Origin of the sequence: Lysinibacillus sp. GJ-1 (assembly GCF_021166035.1) — a bacterium.
In the GTDB taxonomy this organism is placed as follows: domain Bacteria; phylum Bacillota; class Bacilli; order Bacillales_A; family Planococcaceae; genus Lysinibacillus; species Lysinibacillus sphaericus.
Genome location: NZ_CP088912.1, coordinates 2,715,094 through 2,733,965 on the forward strand (window position 1 = coordinate 2,715,094; position 18,872 = coordinate 2,733,965).

Sequence of the window (18,872 nt, forward strand, 5' to 3'; positions counted from 1 at the left end):
AAAAAACACCTCTCATTCATGAAAGGTGCTTTTCACACTATGCTCCGACAAATAAGACAGCCTGTCCTATGGCAATAAAAAATGCTTCATGTTGAATCGGGCTCGTTGCTTCTATCTCCAGTGTAATATCAAAATGTGTTTCTTGATAAACCGCTTGCCAGCGTGCAATTGGCTGTTCATCCAACGTAAACACAGACCAGCCTTCCATCTCCTTATTCAGCATTATTTTTTGTTGACCATCTGTTATGATTAAATCTGGAATCATGATTTGCCAGCCGTCATAGGCAATCATATAGTCTTTTCCTGTTACAAAGTCCTTGCCTTTGAAATGTACACGCCCACGTCGTGATACTTTTTTACAGGAGAAAAGACGTTGTCCGTCCACTGTGCTGACATCAAATTGTACAAAATATCGATAATCCATCGTACGGTCAAAAGCTTTTTTCAATCCATTGGAGTAAATCCGCTGTACAGTTGATGAGACGTTTCCTTCCTCATTCACTATTTGAACTACTTTCGTCGATTCAATCGTTACAGGTTGTTTATATGTAAAAATTCTCAATTCGTTCGCTCCTTCAATTACGCTTGCTTTCTTTAAGCTAACATAAAATAAGCGTCAAATACAATTCACCTGTTGTATTTGACGCTTAAATTGATTGTATTGTAGTAGGTAGTTACTTATCTAGTTTGAATGTAACGTCGCCTACGCCTAACTCTGAGTTCACCTCAAGCACTATATCTGCCTTTTCATACGCCTCATTAACAAATACCCCTTTACCTTTTGCAATAAAGCCTTCTAGATTCATCGAACCAATGCCTTTTTCGGTCGTTATTTTTACACCGACTTCTGATGGTAAAATGACCGTAGTTTGCCCAACACCCGTTTCAATATTTGTTTTGAAGCTTTTTTTCCAATCGCCACCTAAGTCAACATTTAGGTCCCCTACCCCTGTTTCAATATCTAATTTTTCAAGTTTCAGACCTCGTAAATCAAGCATTGCTTTTGATGCACCTGTCTCTATCGAAAGGTCCATTGGAATATCTTCATTTAATTGGACATCCCATAAATTTTTTGTATTACCAATCTTCACTTTACTAGAGCCTTTATGATCAATCTCAATTTCACCTGTATTGCCACGTAGCTTATACTTCACTTCTGGTGCTAATTTATTAATATTATACTGGGCATTTCCCTCTAACCATTCTTTCGCACCTTTTGAAACCGTCATTTCCCCAACACCTAGATTTATTTCAACATCTAATTTTTGCGCATCATCCTTTTTCACCTGAAAGGTATCTTCTTTTTCCTTCTCTGGAATCACAGAAAAACAACCACTTAAAACGAGCAACGAGCCACACATCATGAAAGCTAAAACCAATATTTTTTTCACATTATTTCCTCCTACTTTTTCATATTCCATTCATTTCATTTTATCTGATTCTCGCTATATGAAAACGACCCTTGGCTTTAACTTCGTCTAAGACCTAAGACGTAGCCGTATCCATTTTCTTTACCATCTATATGCGACTACTTGTCAAAAATTGAACCCTCCATCTTTTTCAGTGCGCTTAAGATGAAGGGTTCTGTAAATGAACGCTATTCATTTTTTCATAGGAAATTTAAAAGGGTTTAGACACTTGGCTGTTCTTGTTCTAACAGTAGTTTTTGCTGGAGGTTGTTGTAAATTCCTTGTTGTTGCATCAGTTGTTGATGGTTACCTTGTTCAACAATTTCGCCTTGTTGAATAACGAAAATTTGATTGGCATTTTCTATCGTTTTCAAACGGTGTGCAATCACAAAACTTGTGCGTCCTTGCATTAAATGTTGCAATCCTTTTTGAATATCCACCTCTGTTTGCGTATCAACGCTAGATGTGGCTTCATCCAAAATTAAAATATCAGCATTTTCTAAAATAGCACGAGCAATCGCTAGGAGTTGTCTTTGCCCTTGGCTTAAATTAGCTCCCCCTGCTTGTACTACAGTATCGTATTGTGCTGGTAAGTATTTAATAAAATTATGTGCATTAGCAATTTTAGCCGCTTCTTCAACCTCTGCATCCGTCGCATCGAGCTTACCAAAGCGAATATTTTCACGAATAGTGCCCGTGAATAAATAGGTATCTTGTAATACTACACCAACGCGCTTTCGAATCGTCGCCATTTTATACTCCTCAATATTGTGGCCATCAATAAGAATCTCACCTGCATCGACATCATAAAAACGAGTCAGCAAATTAATAATTGTCGTTTTACCAGAGCCTGTAGGACCCACTAGTGCAATTGTTTCTCCTGCCTTGGCTTGGATAGTAATATTTTTTAGTATCGGCTGATTTGGCAAATAGCTGAAAGATACTTGTTGGAATGCTACATCCCCCTTCAAACTGTGACAATCAATTGCCTGTGGTTTATCTGCCACTTCTGAAGGTTCATCTAAAATTTCAAAAACTCGTTCTGCCCCTGCAATCGCTGATTGAAACGTATTTAATAAGTTCGATAGCTGATTAAGCGGACGGAAAAATTGACGCGTGTATGTGACAAATGCCGCAATAATGCCGACAGTCACGAGCCCCTTCACAGCCAAAAATGCCCCTGTACCAATGACAACTGCTAGCCCCAAGTTATTCATAAAGTTGTTGATTTGCTCTAGTAAGCCGGACGTTATTTCAGCGCGTTGTGCTGAATTTCGAAGGTTGTTATTTTGTAATCGAAAAGTTTCGATTGCTTGCTGCTCTTTACCAAAAAGTGTCACGACCTCTGCACCTGTTATCATTTCCTCAATCGTTCCATTCAGCTTTCCTAAATCACGTTGACGAGCTGCATAATTTTTACTGCTACGCTTGACAATTTGTTTAGTTGTGAAAACAATCAAAGGGATAATAATGAGCGTGACAATAGCCAATTGCCAGCTCAAGGCAAACATCGCGATGCTTACTCCGATGACTGTTAAAATCGACGATACGATTTGTGTCACGCTTTGTGCTAACGCTGTATTCAAATTATCAATATCATTGGTCACACGGCTCATTAAATCACCAAGTGCGTGTTGATCAAAAAACTTCACTGTTAATGTTTGCAGTTTTTTAAATAGTTCAAGCCGTAATGTGCGAATTGTTTTCATCGCGACATGAATCATGACATACGTTTGTAACCAAGTAAAAAGGGATGCTACAGTAAAAATACAGGCAAGAACAATACCAAGTCGAATTGCCCCTGCTACTTGCTTTTTCATAATATAGTCATCCACAATATGACCGATTAGATATGGACCAGCTAAGCTTAAACATGTCGAAGCGATTACGAAAAATACCGAGAAGTACAATCCCACTTTTTGTTGTTTGATATAGTGCCATAAACGTAAGAGCGTTGTTTTTTGATTTTGAGCTTTTTCTGTTGGTCCGCCTATTCGTGGTCCACGTCCAAAATTTATTTGCTTTGGTTGACTTTGACTCATTGTCGTTCACCAACCTTTTGCTGAGAAGCATAGATTGCTTTGTACGGCTTATTATTTTGTAATAAATGCTGATGCGTTCCTTGCCCAACAATTTCGCCATCTTCTAACACTAAAATTAAATCTGCCTGTTGAATGGAAGTAATTTTAGATGCAACAATAAATGTTGTTGTCTCTTGAAATTGCTCGTTAATCGCCTGCTGTACTTGCTTTTCAGATGCGCTATCTAGAGCGGACGTTGTATCATCTAAGACAAGGATAGCTGGTCGTCTTACAAATGCGCGGGTTAGTGCTAAGCGCTGTTTTTGACCGCCAGATAAGTTCGTTGCCCCTTGTGACAATTCATGTGCTTGCCCTTGTTCAAGTTTCGCAACAAATTCAGTTGCACAAGCTGCATCAAGTGCCAGCTGTAATTCCTGTTGTGTCGCTTCTTCCTTCCCAAAACGTATATTTTTTTCAATTGTCCCTGAAAATAGTAAAGCCTTTTGAGAGGTAAAACCAATATGTTTTCGTAATGTTGCCAATGCATATTGATGTAATGGTTTTCCATCTAGTAAAATAACTCCACTTGTCGGGTCAACTAGTCGTGGTAATAGTTTTACTAGTGTTGATTTACCACTCCCCGTTTTACCAATTATCCCAATTGTTTGCCCTACCTGTACAGAAAATGTAATGTTTTTCAGGACATCCTCCGAATTTTCATAATAGCGGTAGCTTACATTTTGGAAGTCTATCATTCCTTGGATGGACGTCGTAATCGGCTGCGCTACTTCTGTCACTGCCACTTCCCTATTTAGGACGTCCACAATACGCTCCCCAGAAGGAAGAGCACGAGCAATTTGCATTAGAACCATACTCGAAGACATGAGTCCATTTAAAATAATCGTTAAATAGTTTATAAACGCAAGTATAACACCAACTTGCAAAGTACCTGTTTCCACTTTAATGGCACCTAGCCAAAGTGCCGCAACAATGCCAATATTGACGACAAACATCGTAAACGGTACCAGTATTCCTACTATTTGTTCTGCGGTAATAAAACGTTTCGTTAGCGTGTCATTGAGCATAGCGAACTGCTCTACCTGATGCTTTTCACGTCGAAACGCTTTCACCACACGAATCCCCGCTAAATTCTCCTGTAATTTTGTATTAACCCCGTCAATAGCCTCTTGTACTTTACGATACAAAACACCTGAATATTTTGTAAAAAAATACATGGCCTTTATTAAAATCGGTACAATTACTAGTAAAATAGAAAATAATTCGCGAGCTGTTACAAAAACAATAATAACAGCCCCAATAAATAACAGCGGGCCACGAACAAAAATCCGTAACGTCATCATAAATGCACGTTGAACACTTTCCACATCACTTGTTAAAATGGTAATTAACTTTCCTGTAGTGAAAGCATCACGTTCCTTTGCCGAATACGTCATCATTTTTTCATACAATGATTGACGGACATCAGAGGCAAAGTGAATAGCCGCCTTGGAACTATAAAAAGAGCACCCAATCCCCCCCACTAGTCCAAGAACCGCACTCATCAGCATTAACACGAACATTTGAAGGACATATGAATTGTCACCATTTGCTATTCCTGTATCAATCATATGTTGCATAATGGTTGGTTGGATTAAATCCATCGTTACCTCAAGCACCATTAAAATAGGTGCAATCAGTGTAAAAAATTTATAGGGTCCTAAATACCTCCCTAACTGTTTAACTACTTGCATTCTTTCGTCTCCGTTCCTTGTAAATCACATACGCTATTCATTATAACTGAAAATCATTCCCAATTGGCAACTGAATTCAGATGGATTTTAGTGACAGGCACTTAAACAATTTTCTGGCTAGAAAGTAAAAATCCACTTGAACTTCTGCGGGAACTCACATACAGAAAGTCACAACATACGGCGCAAAAGCGGGAGTTGTGGCTTACATCATGCTACGCAAAAGCCAAGTGGATAGAGTGACAGGCACTCAAACAATTATATTATATTAAATTACAAGTCATCGAAGCCGTTATCTTCTACATTAACTTTGACATATTGACGGGAGCGTTGTTCAAAGAAATCTGTCTTTCCTAAGTCTACATCCTCGTATGCTTTAATCCATTTTAATGGATTTTTTCGATAACCCTCAAACGGACGCTCTACCCCTAGTTGGTGGCAACGTACATTCGCATAAAAATGGACATAATCATGGACATCTTCCACATCAAGTCCTTCAATTTTTTCACCTATGACTTCATTTGCCCAATCGATTTCAAGTTGAACCGCTTCACGGAAAATCTCCTGCACACGCGCCGCTCGTTCTGGTGTATCATATTCAGGAAATTCCGCTAGCAATTCCTGATAGATTTTCACAAATAAATCCACATGTAGCTGTTCATCACGGTTGATATAATTGATCATCGTTGACGAAGCCACCATTTTTTGATTGCGTGCTAAATGATAGAAGAAGGCAAAGCCTGAATAGAAAAATAAGCCTTCTAAAATAACATCATAGACAATGGCCTCTAACATATTTTCAACATTTGGTTCCTCTGCAAATGCTTGATAGCCTTTCATCACAAAATCATTGCGACGCTCTAACACTGGCTCCGTGCGCCAAAAGTCAAATGTACGGTCTTGTTCATCTTTATTTACAATACTGGATAAAACATAAGAATAGGAATGATTATGAATCACCTCTTGTTGCGCTAAAATAATCATTAAGGCATTAAGGCTCGAATCCGTTAAATAGTCCGCCACCTTGCCCGCAAAATCCGTTTGTACACTGTCTAACAGCGCCAGTAAGCCAATAATTTTCAAAAATGATTCCTGTTCATCCGCTGATAAAGTTGGAAATTGTTTGACATCATTGCTCATATTAATCTCAAAAGGTGTCCAAAAGTTCCCAAGCATTTTTTTATATTTTGGGTACGCCCAACTAAAACGCACATCATCCCAGTTTAAAATATTAGAAGAGCGCCCGTTCACAATGGCTGTCGAACGGTTTGGCGCCTCCTTATCCATCATTTTTCGTTTCGTAATTGTTGTCATTTTCTATTCCTCCTAGCTTGCACAAGACTCACATTCTAGCAATTCAACAGATGTTGAGCGCACATAATAAGTCGTTTTTACGCCACTTGCCCAAGCATTAAGATGTAAAGCGAGTAAGTCTTTTGCCTGAATCGTATTTTGCACATATAAATTAAGCGAAATGCCTTGGTCAATATGACGGGCACGTGCCGCATTTTGTTTAATCGTCCAGTTTTGATCGATAAAGTAAGCAGACTTATAATACCAAGTCGTTACGGGTGATAAGTCCGGTACTGTAACAGGAATTTTGTAATCCTTTTTCTCCTCGGAGTAACTCTTTTGGAAAATCGGATCAATTGTTGCCGTACTGCCTGCCAAAATAGACGTCGATGAATTTGGTGCTACGGCCATTACATACCCATTGCGCAGTCCATATTTTGCGACATCTGCACGCAAAGCTTGCCACTTGTCACTGTTGTAGCTACGCTTTTCAAAATAAACACCCGTTTGCCAGTCAGAGCCCTCAAATAATGGGTAAGCACCTTTTTCGCGCGCAAGTGCACTCGATGCACGAATCGTTAAATACGCAATATGCTCGTATAATTTATCAGCATAGTCAACTGCCTCATCCGACTCCCATTGAATTTCCTTCAAGGCAAGTAAATGATGCCAACCAAATGTCCCTAGCCCAATTCCACGATAACGAGCATTAGTACGCTCGGCTTGTTTCACAGGAATAGTATTTAAGGCAATCACATTATCTAACATGCGCACTTGAATCGGTATTAAACGCTCTAACACACCAGCCGGAACAGCCTTTCCTAAATTGACAGAAGATAAATTACATACAACAAAATCTCCTGGCTTACGACGTGTCACAATCACATCATCTTCTAACGTAATGGATTCGAATTGCGTCGGCGACATGTTTTGGAAAATTTCAGTACATAAATTTGAACTATAAATCATCCCTTCATGCTTATTTGGATTCATGCGATTTACTTCATCGCGGTAAAACATAAATGGTACACCTGTTTCCAACTGTGAACGCATAATACGCTTCATAATATCGATTGCCGGCACCACTTCTCGACTTAATAGTGGATTGGCAATGCACGACGCATATTTATCTCGGAAAGAGCCTTGTCCTTTTTGCTCATCATAACAATCTTCAAGTGAGAAGCCCATTACCTCACGTACTTCATGTGGGTCAAATAAATACCACTCTCCACGCGCTTCGACCGCTTCCATAAAAATATCCGGTAAACATAAACCAGTGAAAATATCATGTGCGCGTAATCGTTCGTCTCCATTATTTAAACGTAAATCTAAAAACGTAAAGACATCTTTATGCCACACATCTAAATATACGGCGATTGCGCCTTGGCGTTGACCAAGCTGATCCACTGACACCGCTGTATTATTAAGCTGTTTGATCCATGGCAGTACCCCACTAGATGCGCCTTTAAACCCTTTGATAGAGGAGCCACGACTACGGATTTTCCCCATGTAAACGCCTATACCGCCCCCGTATTTCGATAATGTTGCAACATCGGTGTTCGTATCATAAATACTTTGTAAACTATCATCTACCGTATCAATAAAGCAGCTTGAAAGCTGACCATGCGTTTTTCCGGCATTCGACAATGTCGGTGTTGCAACCGTCATATATAAATTACTCATCGCCCAATACGATTCTCGTACTTTTTCTAAGCGGTTTTCCGTTTCATCTTGCATCAATGTCATTGCAATGACCATCCAACGCTCTTGCGGTAATTCTACAGGTGTTTTTGTATAATCACGCACAACATAGCGGTCCATTAACGTTTTTAAACCGATATACGTAAACAGCTCATCACGACTCTGTTCAAGATAAGACGCAAGCTCGACTAGCTCTAGTTCACTATACTTCGTCGTTAAACAATCGTGATAAAGCCCTGCCTCGGTATAGCGAGCAAGTTGCTCTGGAAATACCTTATAGACATCTTCCACCCCAACACCACGACGGGTAGCAAATTGATCATACAATTTTTCTAAGTAAATTTGGGCAGCAACAAATGTCCAATATGGCTCTTCCTCATCAATAAGACTAAGTGTTTGTAAAATCATCGCATCCGCCCAAGCTTCAAATGTTGCATTGTCATTTTTTCGTAGCCATCTATCCGATAATCTTACAAAGCTTTCAAGCTCCTCCTCTGTGTAACTTTTCTTTAACTTAGCCATCTGCTGTTCGATTTGAATTGTCATATTCCCATTCTCTCCCTTTCTATCAGCGCACACAAAAAAGCGATTACACACCCTGTTTCGGTTGCGTAATCGCTGTAAAATCGGAAATGGAAATGAAGGACATGTACACATCGAAGTGGACAAATCTCTCGCCTCCACTTCTCAATCCCCGAAGATGTGTTGCTGTCTTGAACAACTCGGCAGGTCTCCTGGCTCATGCTTCCTTCAAATAATTGCCTTCCCGTTCTTTCACAGTGGCATCCTAATTATTTGTCAGCACTTACAGTTGCGGGGACAGCTTCGGCTTTAGATATCTCTATTTCCGAATTCCCTTTTAAACCATACTGGTACCGCTTGTCCAATATACTATATATAGTGTTTTAACTCCTAAACAAATCTAACATATTGTGTTTAACGTTTCAATAGGCGTTTTGCCCCTTGTATTCTCGAAAACGCTACTTTTGCTCGAAGCAAGCCCTATTCCAATGCAGTTTTACGCAGTTTCTCAAAATTTCTAGTAAAAATTTTTTGTGCCAGTTGCTCTTTTTTTGGATTAATTCCTAGTAAAATTACCGCACATGGCCCTGCTGTTTTTCCTACATCCAGCGAACTTTTAATTTGTTGCTGACCAAAAAGTCTTAAAAATTCTGCTTGTAAGCCTTGAGAACCTACCGGCCAAACTTGTTGCACAATTTCCTCGCGCCAAGCTTGGTAAATGGGCTGTAGTTGGGCCACATCTTCAGGCTGCGCAAGCACTTCATTGCCAACGAGTGGCAGTCCATACGTATACCAAATCAGGTTGTCACGAGCAAATGACGACCTTGTTTGCATTTCACCTAACATTGTTACAGATAATCCCGATTGCACAGTCGGCATATTGGATTCTGAACTGCCATTTACAGGTGGACATGGTAGACCTGCTTCTTCAAAGACTTGCGCAAGTCCTACGACATAACGAGACCACGCCTCATCGCCTGAAAAGTTGGCAAGAATAATATGACTGGGTAGGGCATCGGCTGCAAGCTGTTCTAGAAAAGTGACGCGCCCAGTTAAATAAGCAGTTAATGTATCCGGAGCCGATACGACATCTTGAGGTTTTTCTCCGATGGCTGCAGCATTATCTGTTGTAACAATCAGATTCCCTATTTTTACTGCATTTCTCAATTTGCTCGCCCTGCCTTACGAACAAACACTTTCGAGAGTATTGGCATCACGACAGCTACAATCAATAAATTGATGACAGTTGCCATGAAAATACTCGCTAATGAGCCCCAGAAAAACGCTGGACTAATGATGAAATAAAATGGGAGTGGTGCGATCACACCGTTTAATATAAGCGCTACCGGCCATTTCCAAAAATGCATACCTTTTTTGTGCATCACACCGAATAGCCATACAACAATAAACATTTCGACCGCAATAATAAGATGCAAAGGTCCAAGTAGAAAACCAGATGTCAATGCTGTAATCAAATGACCTATTAACCCTGCTACTCCTGCCAATACAGGCGATAAAAAGGCAACGCTTAAAAATGCTGGCGCTGAGTCGAGTGCCGCCGATGATACAAAAGACGGAATTTTAATAACTGCCCCAACTGCACAAATCGCCGCAACCATGGCTGTTAATGTCAAACTCATTAATTTTTGTCGATTCATTCCATTTCCTCTTTTCTACAAGTATTCTACTGAAGCCTAAACTCGTTTATTTAATACGTTCTGCAATGCCATACCAAATGCGATTTACTTGTTGTGCTTCTGCAAATAACGCCTGATACAAGCGACCACACGTGTCACGCAATAGTCTTGCTTGCTTTTCCATCGGTACAACACCACGTCCCATATCGGTTACAATCATATACACTACACAGTTTTTTTCAAGGCTTTTAAGTGTTGTCAAAATGTGATGGATAATGGCTTCATCTTCCTCCAAATTGCGTTTTACGAGCCATTGTTCTAAATTTTTAATAATGAGTGCATCACAATCAGGTGCAACATCTGGTAGTTCGCCATCAATTATCGTATAGTGATCATCTTTTAGTAATCGCTCTACATAAGCGGTTTTTCCGTTATAGGCTCCTCCGATAAAGACATGCATCTAGCTCCCTCCTTCCAAGCTGCTCGGGAAAACGTTAGCGTAAATAGGCGATTATGGGGTGCTTGATATGACCAAAAAGCCTCTTGTTGTGGAGCAAATGCAACAAGTAACGCTCGCACCACCCCACCATGAACAACGAGATAATAGTCATCCTCATCTTTTGGTAACGCTAAAAAACCTGCGACTACTCGCTCACAAAACTGATCAAATCTTTCACCGTTTGGTGGGGCATTTTTCATTGGGTCATCTAACCATCTACGGTACCGAGAATCTGTCTTTAATTGGTCATATGTTTTGCCTTCAAAATCACCAAAATTCGTCTCTCGAAATCTCGCATCGGCTATATAGCTAGCTTGTGGAAAATAACATTTCGCGGTTTCTTGACAACGACGTAAATCACTGCCATATACTTTTCTGACAGAATCATTGACTATTGGAAGCGCCGACGCCTGTGCTAAGGAAGAATCTGTCCAGCCAATATAACGCTTTTCCACATTTTCTTTTGTTGGTGCATGTCTCATTAAACGAACAGTAACAATGTCACCCATAGCACAACCTCCATTCCTTCGATTGAAGCACCTAGCAAGTCCCCAGAAACTCCGCCAAAATTACGCACTGTAAACTGCCGAAACAATACAAATGCAATGACTAAAACGACCATTAACAGCAATGGCACTATAGAAAAGCTTGAAACTACGAACACACCACAATAGGCAAGTAAAAGCGTAAGTAACATCAAACTTGTCAGTAAGCGATGATGTATATGTGTTTTAAAAAAATAAGCAAGTCCTTTTTCCTTCGAACATTGTAACGATAGAAAATAGAAACTCATTCCTACACGTGTCAATAAAGGGATAAAGACAAGCATCCATAATGAAAGTTTATTCTGTACAAAAAGTTCATGTAGCACAACGAATTTTCCCAACACTAGAAATAACACAGATAGTACACCAAATGCCCCAACTCGCGGATCATCTAATATTTCAAGTCGCTTATCTCGATCGCGATAAGAAAAATAAGCATCCCCCATATCGATAAAACCGTCTAGATGCAAGCCTCCTGTAAATAATGCAAATAAACCGATAATCATAAAAGTTAAGAGGACTTCACTGCTGGCTGTCCATTGTGTTAAACAGTAGATTATCGCTGCAACAACAGCTCCCATCAGCGCCCCTATCCAAGGTAAAAATGCAAACATTCCGGTAATTGTCCGTTTAGTTAACGGAATTTCTTTATGTACAGGCAAAACTGTAAAAAATTGAAATGCCAGCAATACACTGTGCCATATAGTTTTCATCGCCTTGCCTTCTTTCTTTCGTGTTATCTCAACCAATTTTAGTGAAGAATATAAAAAAATCTAGTAGATCAATTGCCAATAAGACATAAAAAGCAAACGTTTACAGGAGCAATCAAAATCATTTTCCATGCTACCGTGCCATCTAGATTTTCCCGTTTACTTGTGGAGTTACATCTTTTTTGTGTCAGTCACTAACTAAGCTTAGAAGTTGGTTCCTTATTTCCATTTCTTGACGATACCATAATTTATTTCATAGGCGTCATGTGAAATAGATACAAACCATTGATGGAGATTGCCGAGCAATTGGCGGTACAATTCCACCTCCTGATTTTCATACGGCGGTTCATCAAAAAGTTCATTAGAAACGACAAAAAGCGTCACCTTTTTGTCAAGTAACGTCAATACTGCACTTTTCATAAACCATATTTTTTCCTCTAGACACCCTGGCTTTTCTACACATGGCGTTCCACGATCAAACCCTTCATAAAAGGCATTTGTCAGCCATGTCGTCACACAGTCCCAAAGTACAATATCCCCTTCAACCAACGTATTAAAGGCATCCTGTATTTGATAAGGTGCTTCAATTGTATGCCACGCAATCGCTTGTTTTAAACGATCTGCTTGGTGTCGCACTATGCGTTTTTCCATTTCAACATCCATGGCAACACCAGAAGCAATATATATCAATCGTTTGTTTATTAAATCTTTATTTTGATAGTGCAAAACAGCTTCTTGTTCGGCAAAGTGAGATTTACCGCTGCGAACCCCACCCGAAATAAAAATTAGCGGCACTGTTTTCACCTCTCTATTGTAAATGTTGTGTGCTACCAATAACCTTGACGTGCCAGCTTTCTTCTGTACGCTCTACGATAGTCACGCTTGTCCCCTCTATGTGTGGGGCTATCCATAACTGGTCAATGCCCCGCTCTAATATGGCATTAATCATGCATTTAATCGTTACTCCATGTGACACAATTAAAATATGTTCATGTGGATAGCGTTTGGCAATATTTTTTAACGTATACATCGCTCGTTCTGTTACTTCGCCAAAGCTTTCGGTGTGAGTGGCGACAAATTGTGCTGGAAAATGGGTATACAGCTCGTAGTCAAAACGATTGCTGACCATAATATCCTCCACAGTTTTTCCTTGCCAGTTTCCTAAAAAAATTTCACGTAGATCATCCTCATAGTGAATTGCTAGCTTGCGACCTACTGTTAAATAGTGTAATGTTTGTTTTGCACGACCACTTGTGCTACTATACGCTGCAGTAAAGGGAATGTTTTTCAATTGTTCACCAAGTTTTTGGGCATGTAAAATGCCGTTTTCAGACAATGGAGAATCTAACCACCCTTGCAATCGATGTTCTTTATTCCAAACTGTTTCCCCATGTCGAACTAGATAAAAAGTTGTCACTTTTCTCACCCCTTATTTGCTTTAAACCACGTTTGTAAACAGTTATGTAAATAGGTCATCGCTGTTACATCTTTAATACCGATGCGGAACCATTCACCATTTAACCCCATAAAGTTTTTTGTATGGCGCAGGACAATTCCTTGTCCTAAACAAAAGCTGAAAAATGTATCTGGATGCTGGTTGCTCGGCAATGAAAAGCATACATAGTTTGTCACACTATTTGTTACGCGACATCCGTGTTCGTGCAAAAAACGTTGGAGCCACGCTCTTTGATTTGTGGCATAGTCGATTGCCTGTTGACAATAATCATGCTCATCCAAACAGCCCGCACCGATAACAAGCGCAAATGCGTTGAGATTCCAATGTGACAACATTGCTTTTAGCTCTGAAACAATAATTTTGCTTGCAACTAAATAGCCGAGTCTTAATCCAGGAATGGCATACATTTTTGTCATCGATCGCACAACAATTACATGTGGATGATGCGTAACATCGCCAATTAACGAATGATCTTCACTGACCCAATCAATAAATGCCTCATCCAATACGAGTTCACAGTCTACGTCCGCTCCATAAGCTATTAAGCGGAGTAGTTCTTCTTTTTTTGGTAAGACACCTGTTGGATTATTTGGTGTACAGATATATACTGCATCTGCATGTACCATTTCTTGATAAAGACGTGCCATTGGTAATGTATAGTTTATAAAATCATCCACAACAATTGGCACAACATTCGCCCCGGCAGCCTTTAGCGTCCGTTCGTACTCCGAAAATGTCGGATGAATGACAATAACACGTTTATTTACATAGCGTCTGGCTAATACACTAAATAACTCTGACGCCCCATTCCCTAGGACGATTGCCTGTTTTTCAATGCCATGAAAATGGGCCACCTTTGTTAAAAAAGGTTCACCATCTGGATCTGGGTAACGCTGGATTAATGGATAAAATGTGCGCCAGCGTGCCTCAACAAAAGAAGGAGGACCTGCTGCATTGACATTCTCACTAAAATCAAATACTTCTGTCGGCATTTTCAGCCCGAGCTGCTGATAGACATTTTGCGGATTTGCTCCATGATTAGGTAATTGCAAAAATTAACACCTCCATTGCTAACATAACAAGCGTAAAGAGCAGTGTAGCAATTCGCATATGAGTCACAGATGTGGCAATGTGCTCTTTCGTTAACGGTACAAGTTTTTCACCCATCGTCGCTCTATACGATGCAACACCTTGATATGTATTTTTCCCGCCGAGTTGTACGCCTAACTGTACAGCAGTTGCTGCTTCCAAATAACCGCTATTCGGACTAGGATGTTTTTTAGCATCCTGTACCCAGCGTTTTAAGCGTTTGCCAAGCGAAACAGTTGTTTCATTTTTAGTACCAAGTACCATCAACAACCCTGTTAAACGACTAGGAATAAAATTTAGGACATCATCAAGTCTTGCGGCAAACATACCAAAATCTTTGTATTTTTCATTTTTATAGCCAATCATTGAATCTAACGTGTTTACTGCCTTGTATCCCCATAAACCAATTGCCCCAAATAAAAATGCATAAAAGAGTGGCGCGGTTACACCATCACTTGTATTTTCAGATACTGTTTCTACTACACCCCGAACAATTTCATCCTCGTCAAGCTGATCGGTATCTCGCCCAACAATCCACGATAATTTCACACGTGCTTCTGCAAAATCTCCTTGGACAAGAGGCTCATAGACAGCTATTGCTGCTTCTTTTAAACTACGCTGTGCTAGTCCAACGCCAATTAATAACCCCTCAATTAGAATTCCAAACACAATGTTCACTTGATAACTAAGCACTACTATCACGGTTACAACAAACATGGTCGTTCCAACAACAGCTAACGCCATGATCATCCCACGAAATTTTCGCATCTTGCCCTTATTCCACAAGGCGGTTTGCGCTTGAATAAGTTTGCCTATCCACCGTACTGGATGTGGCATTTTAGGAGGATCACCGACAACTAAATCAAATAATAAGCCAATGATACAGGCAATCACTAGTAAAATCATAGTGGATTCGCCTCTTTCTCTTTTTTGTATTTTTGGATGGCCTCACGCATCGTTTCATAAACACCATGCCCAATCACTTTGCCCAACATTGTAATAGGGCCTGCATATTGATGGAAATCGCCTTCTTCCGTCGATGCAATAAGTAAACTATCCGTTGACGTGCCTGTTGCTAATGTACCCGTAGTAGGATCTGTGATATCTTCATCTAGTAGTGCTTTGACCTTTGCCTCTGTTGTTGAGATCATTGCCTGAAACAACGCCTCATCCGATAGTTTTCCATTGATTAGCACCCAAGTATTAATCGTTCCAGCGTGATATTGCTCTTGTCTATGAAATGCACGCGTAATATCAACGGCATTGCCCAAGCCTGCTGTTATCATAACAACTAGATGCAAACCTTCATATGTAAATTCACGTATTGTTGCAAAACGAGCGTTTACTGCTGTCATCATCGCAACGGTTTTGTCGATGGGATAACCCTCTGATTGCAAAAACCGTCGCAACTCATGATGTGGTTTTCGTTCATCATAAGTTTTTGGTACAGAGCGATTCAGTAGATGTGTATAGTAGCCAAAGCCAGGATTATGCATCGCTGACGAGACAACTTTCATCGGAGTTATTGTTTGAATCGTAACATAATTATCTACTATTTTTATATCTTCCTTACGTACAATCATCGTCTACTTACCTCCATTATTTATTATATACCGAATTGGTTATTCACTACTCCCTTTCCAACGGGAGAACCCATATTTTGTAGTGGAGGTAAATAAAAAAACAAATTCTTACAAGAAGAATTTGTACTGTTCATTCTTTAATTATGAATACACTGCAAATTTGAACCTTCTGAATTTTTTGTATAGTACAAAATAATAACTTCATCGTATTGAAATTATTTATTTCTTTGAAATTGTATCATAACTTTGATGTTTGCAACATTCATTTTAGTTAATTTTCTTATTGCCTTTGCTTTAAATTTTTAAATCGAATAATTGAACCGGCTATAATAAAAACCCAACCAATCCCAACATATATAATTTTCATGGATTTCGTCGATGCTGGTAAAATGTCCATAATGGTTAAACAGACAACTAAAATACCGATAACTGACAAAATCATGCCCATTGAAAAACTCTTCAATCTATTACGACCTCCTATCTATGTACGAACTCGATTTTACAGCATTACTGTATAAAAGAAAACTCTATTCCTTCTAGTAGTGTTTGATTTTTTGGAGGCATTCATACATCCAGGTAACTTATAAAATGAAAGAGCTGCCTTATAAGCTATGAATTCATTGCTTATAAGGCAGCTCCGTTTTATTTTTAGATAATTTTATTGTTTTTATAAAACTATCGTATTGGGTTTACTTATGCTTGCACTTGTGCAAAAAATTCTCCATATAGTGCTTGTAAAATTCGATTTTCATACTCTTGTAAAACACCAAATACAAGACTTACTTCAGACGAGCCTTGATTAATCATTTCAATATTAGCTCCAGTTTTAGATATTGCTGTTGCTGCACGTGCTGCAAGACCTGTGTTATTACGCATCCCTTCCCCAACAATCACAATCATTGAGAATCCATGACGCATTTGGACATCATCTGCCTGCAATTCATTTTTCACACGCGTTAATATACGCGCTTCATTTTCTGGTGTTAGTTGGTTGGATCGCATAATCACCGAAATATCATCTAAACCAGACGGAGTATGTTCATATGAAATATTTTCATCTTCTAAAATTTGTAGAAGCTTACGACCGAACCCTACTTCACGGTTCATTAAATATTTAGACACATATAACGTTGAAAAGCCGCTGTCTGCCGAGATACCTGTAACCGGACGACCTGTAGCAGGACGACTCGGTACAATTCGAGTACCTGGGGCTGAAGGATTATTTGTATTTTTTATGTTAACTGGCACCCCAATCTTATAGACAGGCATTAATGCTTCATCATGGAAGACAGAAAAGCCCGCATAGGATAATTCGCGCATTTCGCGATACGTTATTTCTTTAATTTCCACTGGATCATTCACGACTTTCGGATTTGCGGAAAATACACAATCCACATCCGTAAAGTTTTCATAAAGCTCCGCTTCAACAGCAGCTGCTAAAATAGAGCCTGTAATATCCGAGCCTCCGCGATCAAACGTACGCAATATGCCCGCTTTAGTGTAACCGAAGAAACCTGGGAAAACAATAATTTCTTTTGTATCTTTTAATGGCGCTAAATTTGTATAAGCTTCAGGTAAGGCAAACGTACGCTCAGGTAAATCGTTGACGACTAAACCTTCTTTTGGACTTACATAGCGTGCTGGCATACCGATAGAGTTAAAATATGCTGCAATAAGCTTGGCATTGTTATCTTCTCCTGCCGCTTTTAAGCTATCAATAAATAATTCTTCATTGGAAATATCACCTTGCACACGTTCGCGCAAGTCTTCTGTAATAACGTCACAAATCGTATCATCTAGCTGTAACCCGTCAGCAATAGACTTGTAACGATTAACTACTGTTTGTAGTTTTTCTTCTATATTTTCATTTTGTAATGCCGCATGAGCTAAGTCAATTAGTAAATCTGTTACTTTTATATCATCACCAGAACGTTTTCCTGGTGCTGAAACGGCTACGATTTTGCGTGCCGGATTAGATTTTACAATGTTTGCTACTTTTTGAATTTGTTCTGCACTTGCTACAGATGTTCCACCAAATTTACATACGATCATATCTATCAAATCCTAACTTTTTAAAATAATGTATTCCTCCAAAAAACAATTGAATGTACACAGTGTACAAATTATCGTTCTCTACGTCAATACAATTTAAAAAATTCACGCAATTCGTCGATAGAAAAATGGACAATTTTCGCACTGTTTGATTTATTATACGGATTTCATATGAATTAGTTAAGGTTTTTATAAATTTTTTTCGCATATGTCACATAATCGTGTAAATTTTCGTTTGAACTAGCTTAAATTAGCTATATGATCGTGGCGATTACGTTTGTTCATTAAAAGACGAGCTTCAAGTTAGCTCGTCTCCTTCATCTAATGGCATCCAACAGCTTTCTATCATACGTTGCTAGCTGAAAACTGTTTTCTTTTATGACTAATGAAGAGAGCGCTTACTGTCATTATGATATGCTACAATAATCATTATGTCTGTGCTATTTGATAATGAATTTGTTAGCAACGATTAAAAAATGCCACCTTATATAAGATGGCATTTTTATTTGTGCGCTTCCCTTTTAGTCCATTGGGTTAATACCTTTCCAGTTCCTTTTACACCAGCTGGTAATGCACAAGCTTTTGCCTTTCTTCTATATAATAAAGC

The 18,872-nt window shown here is 39.3% G+C and carries 18 protein-coding genes and 1 riboswitch; all 18 genes read right to left on the reverse strand.

Going from position 1 to position 18,872, the window contains the following annotated elements; translation table 11 throughout:
* Window positions 1–37 precede the first annotated feature (37 nt).
* The 18 genes from LO754_RS13420 to LO754_RS13505 all read right to left on the reverse strand — a co-directional run bounded on the left by LO754_RS13420 (window position 38) and on the right by LO754_RS13505 (window position 18,265).
* Entirely contained in the window at window positions 38–562 is a 525-nt protein-coding gene (locus LO754_RS13420) for a tubby C-terminal domain-like protein (RefSeq protein ID WP_024360949.1), read from the reverse strand.
* A gap of 112 nt (window positions 563–674) precedes the next feature.
* On the reverse strand, window positions 675–1,391 hold the full coding sequence (locus tag LO754_RS13425) for a toast rack family protein (protein ID WP_024360950.1): 717 nt from the start codon (window positions 1,389–1,391) through the stop codon (window positions 675–677).
* 239 nt (window positions 1,392–1,630) lie between these two features.
* A complete protein-coding gene (locus LO754_RS13430) occupies window positions 1,631–3,451 on the reverse strand; it encodes an ABC transporter ATP-binding protein (RefSeq protein ID WP_231784596.1) in 1,821 nt (606 codons plus the stop codon).
* Entirely contained in the window at window positions 3,448–5,181 is a 1,734-nt protein-coding gene (locus LO754_RS13435) for an ABC transporter ATP-binding protein (protein ID WP_231784597.1), read from the reverse strand. Before LO754_RS13435 ends, LO754_RS13430 begins: the two co-directional genes overlap by 4 nt.
* A gap of 270 nt (window positions 5,182–5,451) precedes the next feature.
* Window positions 5,452–6,492 carry a ribonucleotide-diphosphate reductase subunit beta gene (locus LO754_RS13440; protein WP_024360953.1) on the reverse strand — a complete coding sequence of 347 codons (1,041 nt, stop codon included), beginning with the start codon at window positions 6,490–6,492 and terminating at the stop codon, window positions 5,452–5,454.
* Between the two features lie 12 nt (window positions 6,493–6,504).
* Entirely contained in the window at window positions 6,505–8,718 is a 2,214-nt protein-coding gene (locus tag LO754_RS13445; RefSeq protein WP_255702569.1) for a ribonucleoside-diphosphate reductase subunit alpha, read from the reverse strand.
* A gap of 160 nt (window positions 8,719–8,878) precedes the next feature.
* Window positions 8,879–9,067: riboswitch (cobalamin riboswitch) on the reverse strand.
* Between the two features lie 107 nt (window positions 9,068–9,174).
* Window positions 9,175–9,861: a hypothetical protein gene (locus LO754_RS13450; protein ID WP_231784598.1), complete on the reverse strand. Its 687-nt coding sequence runs from the start codon at window positions 9,859–9,861 to the stop codon at window positions 9,175–9,177.
* The gene (locus tag LO754_RS13455; protein ID WP_024360956.1) at window positions 9,858–10,352 is read right to left on the reverse strand and encodes an ECF transporter S component; all 495 of its coding nucleotides are present in this window, start codon (window positions 10,350–10,352) and stop codon (window positions 9,858–9,860) included. Before LO754_RS13455 ends, LO754_RS13450 begins: the two co-directional genes overlap by 4 nt.
* 46 nt (window positions 10,353–10,398) lie before the next feature.
* Window positions 10,399–10,791: a bifunctional adenosylcobinamide kinase/adenosylcobinamide-phosphate guanylyltransferase gene (locus tag LO754_RS13460; protein WP_024360957.1), complete on the reverse strand. Its 393-nt coding sequence runs from the start codon at window positions 10,789–10,791 to the stop codon at window positions 10,399–10,401.
* Window positions 10,743–11,339, reverse strand: coding sequence for a histidine phosphatase family protein (locus LO754_RS13465; RefSeq protein ID WP_229386939.1), 597 nt, complete (start codon window positions 11,337–11,339; stop codon window positions 10,743–10,745). Before LO754_RS13465 ends, LO754_RS13460 begins: the two co-directional genes overlap by 49 nt.
* Window positions 11,312–12,088: an adenosylcobinamide-GDP ribazoletransferase gene (gene cobS / locus LO754_RS13470; RefSeq protein WP_024360959.1), complete on the reverse strand. Its 777-nt coding sequence runs from the start codon at window positions 12,086–12,088 to the stop codon at window positions 11,312–11,314. Before cobS ends, LO754_RS13465 begins: the two co-directional genes overlap by 28 nt.
* A 216-nt stretch (window positions 12,089–12,304) precedes the next feature.
* Complete coding sequence (locus tag LO754_RS13475) at window positions 12,305–12,880, reverse strand: bifunctional adenosylcobinamide kinase/adenosylcobinamide-phosphate guanylyltransferase (RefSeq protein WP_024360960.1); 576 nt, start codon at window positions 12,878–12,880, stop codon at window positions 12,305–12,307.
* Between the two features lie 13 nt (window positions 12,881–12,893).
* Entirely contained in the window at window positions 12,894–13,502 is a 609-nt protein-coding gene (locus LO754_RS13480; protein ID WP_231784599.1) for a histidine phosphatase family protein, read from the reverse strand.
* 5 nt (window positions 13,503–13,507) lie between these two features.
* The gene (locus LO754_RS13485; RefSeq protein ID WP_231784600.1) at window positions 13,508–14,593 is read right to left on the reverse strand and encodes an aminotransferase class I/II-fold pyridoxal phosphate-dependent enzyme; all 1,086 of its coding nucleotides are present in this window, start codon (window positions 14,591–14,593) and stop codon (window positions 13,508–13,510) included.
* Complete coding sequence (cbiB, locus tag LO754_RS13490) at window positions 14,580–15,536, reverse strand: adenosylcobinamide-phosphate synthase CbiB (RefSeq protein WP_024360962.1); 957 nt, start codon at window positions 15,534–15,536, stop codon at window positions 14,580–14,582. Before cbiB ends, LO754_RS13485 begins: the two co-directional genes overlap by 14 nt.
* Entirely contained in the window at window positions 15,533–16,213 is a 681-nt protein-coding gene (locus tag LO754_RS13495; protein ID WP_029747066.1) for an adenosylcobinamide amidohydrolase, read from the reverse strand. The genes cbiB and LO754_RS13495 overlap by 4 nt, the downstream gene beginning before the upstream one ends.
* A gap of 280 nt (window positions 16,214–16,493) precedes the next feature.
* Window positions 16,494–16,676: a hypothetical protein gene (locus LO754_RS13500; protein ID WP_024360963.1), complete on the reverse strand. Its 183-nt coding sequence runs from the start codon at window positions 16,674–16,676 to the stop codon at window positions 16,494–16,496.
* A 230-nt stretch (window positions 16,677–16,906) separates the two neighbouring features.
* Window positions 16,907–18,265, reverse strand: a complete 1,359-nt coding sequence (locus LO754_RS13505) for an aspartate kinase (RefSeq protein WP_024360964.1) — start codon at window positions 18,263–18,265, stop codon at window positions 16,907–16,909.
* Window positions 18,266–18,872: the final 607 nt, after the last annotated feature.

Coding starts and splice junctions, on each gene's coding strand:
- cbiB (WP_024360962.1), bottom strand. CDS start 15,536: ATGATTTTACTAGTGATTGCCTGTATCATTGGCTTATTATTTGATTTA.
- LO754_RS13495 (WP_029747066.1), bottom strand. CDS start 16,213: ATGATTGTACGTAAGGAAGATATAAAAATAGTAGATAATTATGTTACG.
- LO754_RS13455 (WP_024360956.1), bottom strand. CDS start 10,352: ATGAATCGACAAAAATTAATGAGTTTGACATTAACAGCCATGGTTGCG.
- LO754_RS13460 (WP_024360957.1), bottom strand. CDS start 10,791: ATGCATGTCTTTATCGGAGGAGCCTATAACGGAAAAACCGCTTATGTA.
- LO754_RS13440 (WP_024360953.1), bottom strand. CDS start 6,492: ATGACAACAATTACGAAACGAAAAATGATGGATAAGGAGGCGCCAAAC.
- cobS (WP_024360959.1), bottom strand. CDS start 12,088: ATGAAAACTATATGGCACAGTGTATTGCTGGCATTTCAATTTTTTACA.
- LO754_RS13435 (WP_231784597.1), bottom strand. CDS start 5,181: ATGCAAGTAGTTAAACAGTTAGGGAGGTATTTAGGACCCTATAAATTT.
- LO754_RS13430 (WP_231784596.1), bottom strand. CDS start 3,451: ATGAGTCAAAGTCAACCAAAGCAAATAAATTTTGGACGTGGACCACGA.
- LO754_RS13465 (WP_229386939.1), bottom strand. CDS start 11,339: ATGGGTGACATTGTTACTGTTCGTTTAATGAGACATGCACCAACAAAA.
- LO754_RS13445 (WP_255702569.1), bottom strand. CDS start 8,718: ATGACAATTCAAATCGAACAGCAGATGGCTAAGTTAAAGAAAAGTTAC.
- LO754_RS13505 (WP_024360964.1), bottom strand. CDS start 18,265: ATGATCGTATGTAAATTTGGTGGAACATCTGTAGCAAGTGCAGAACAA.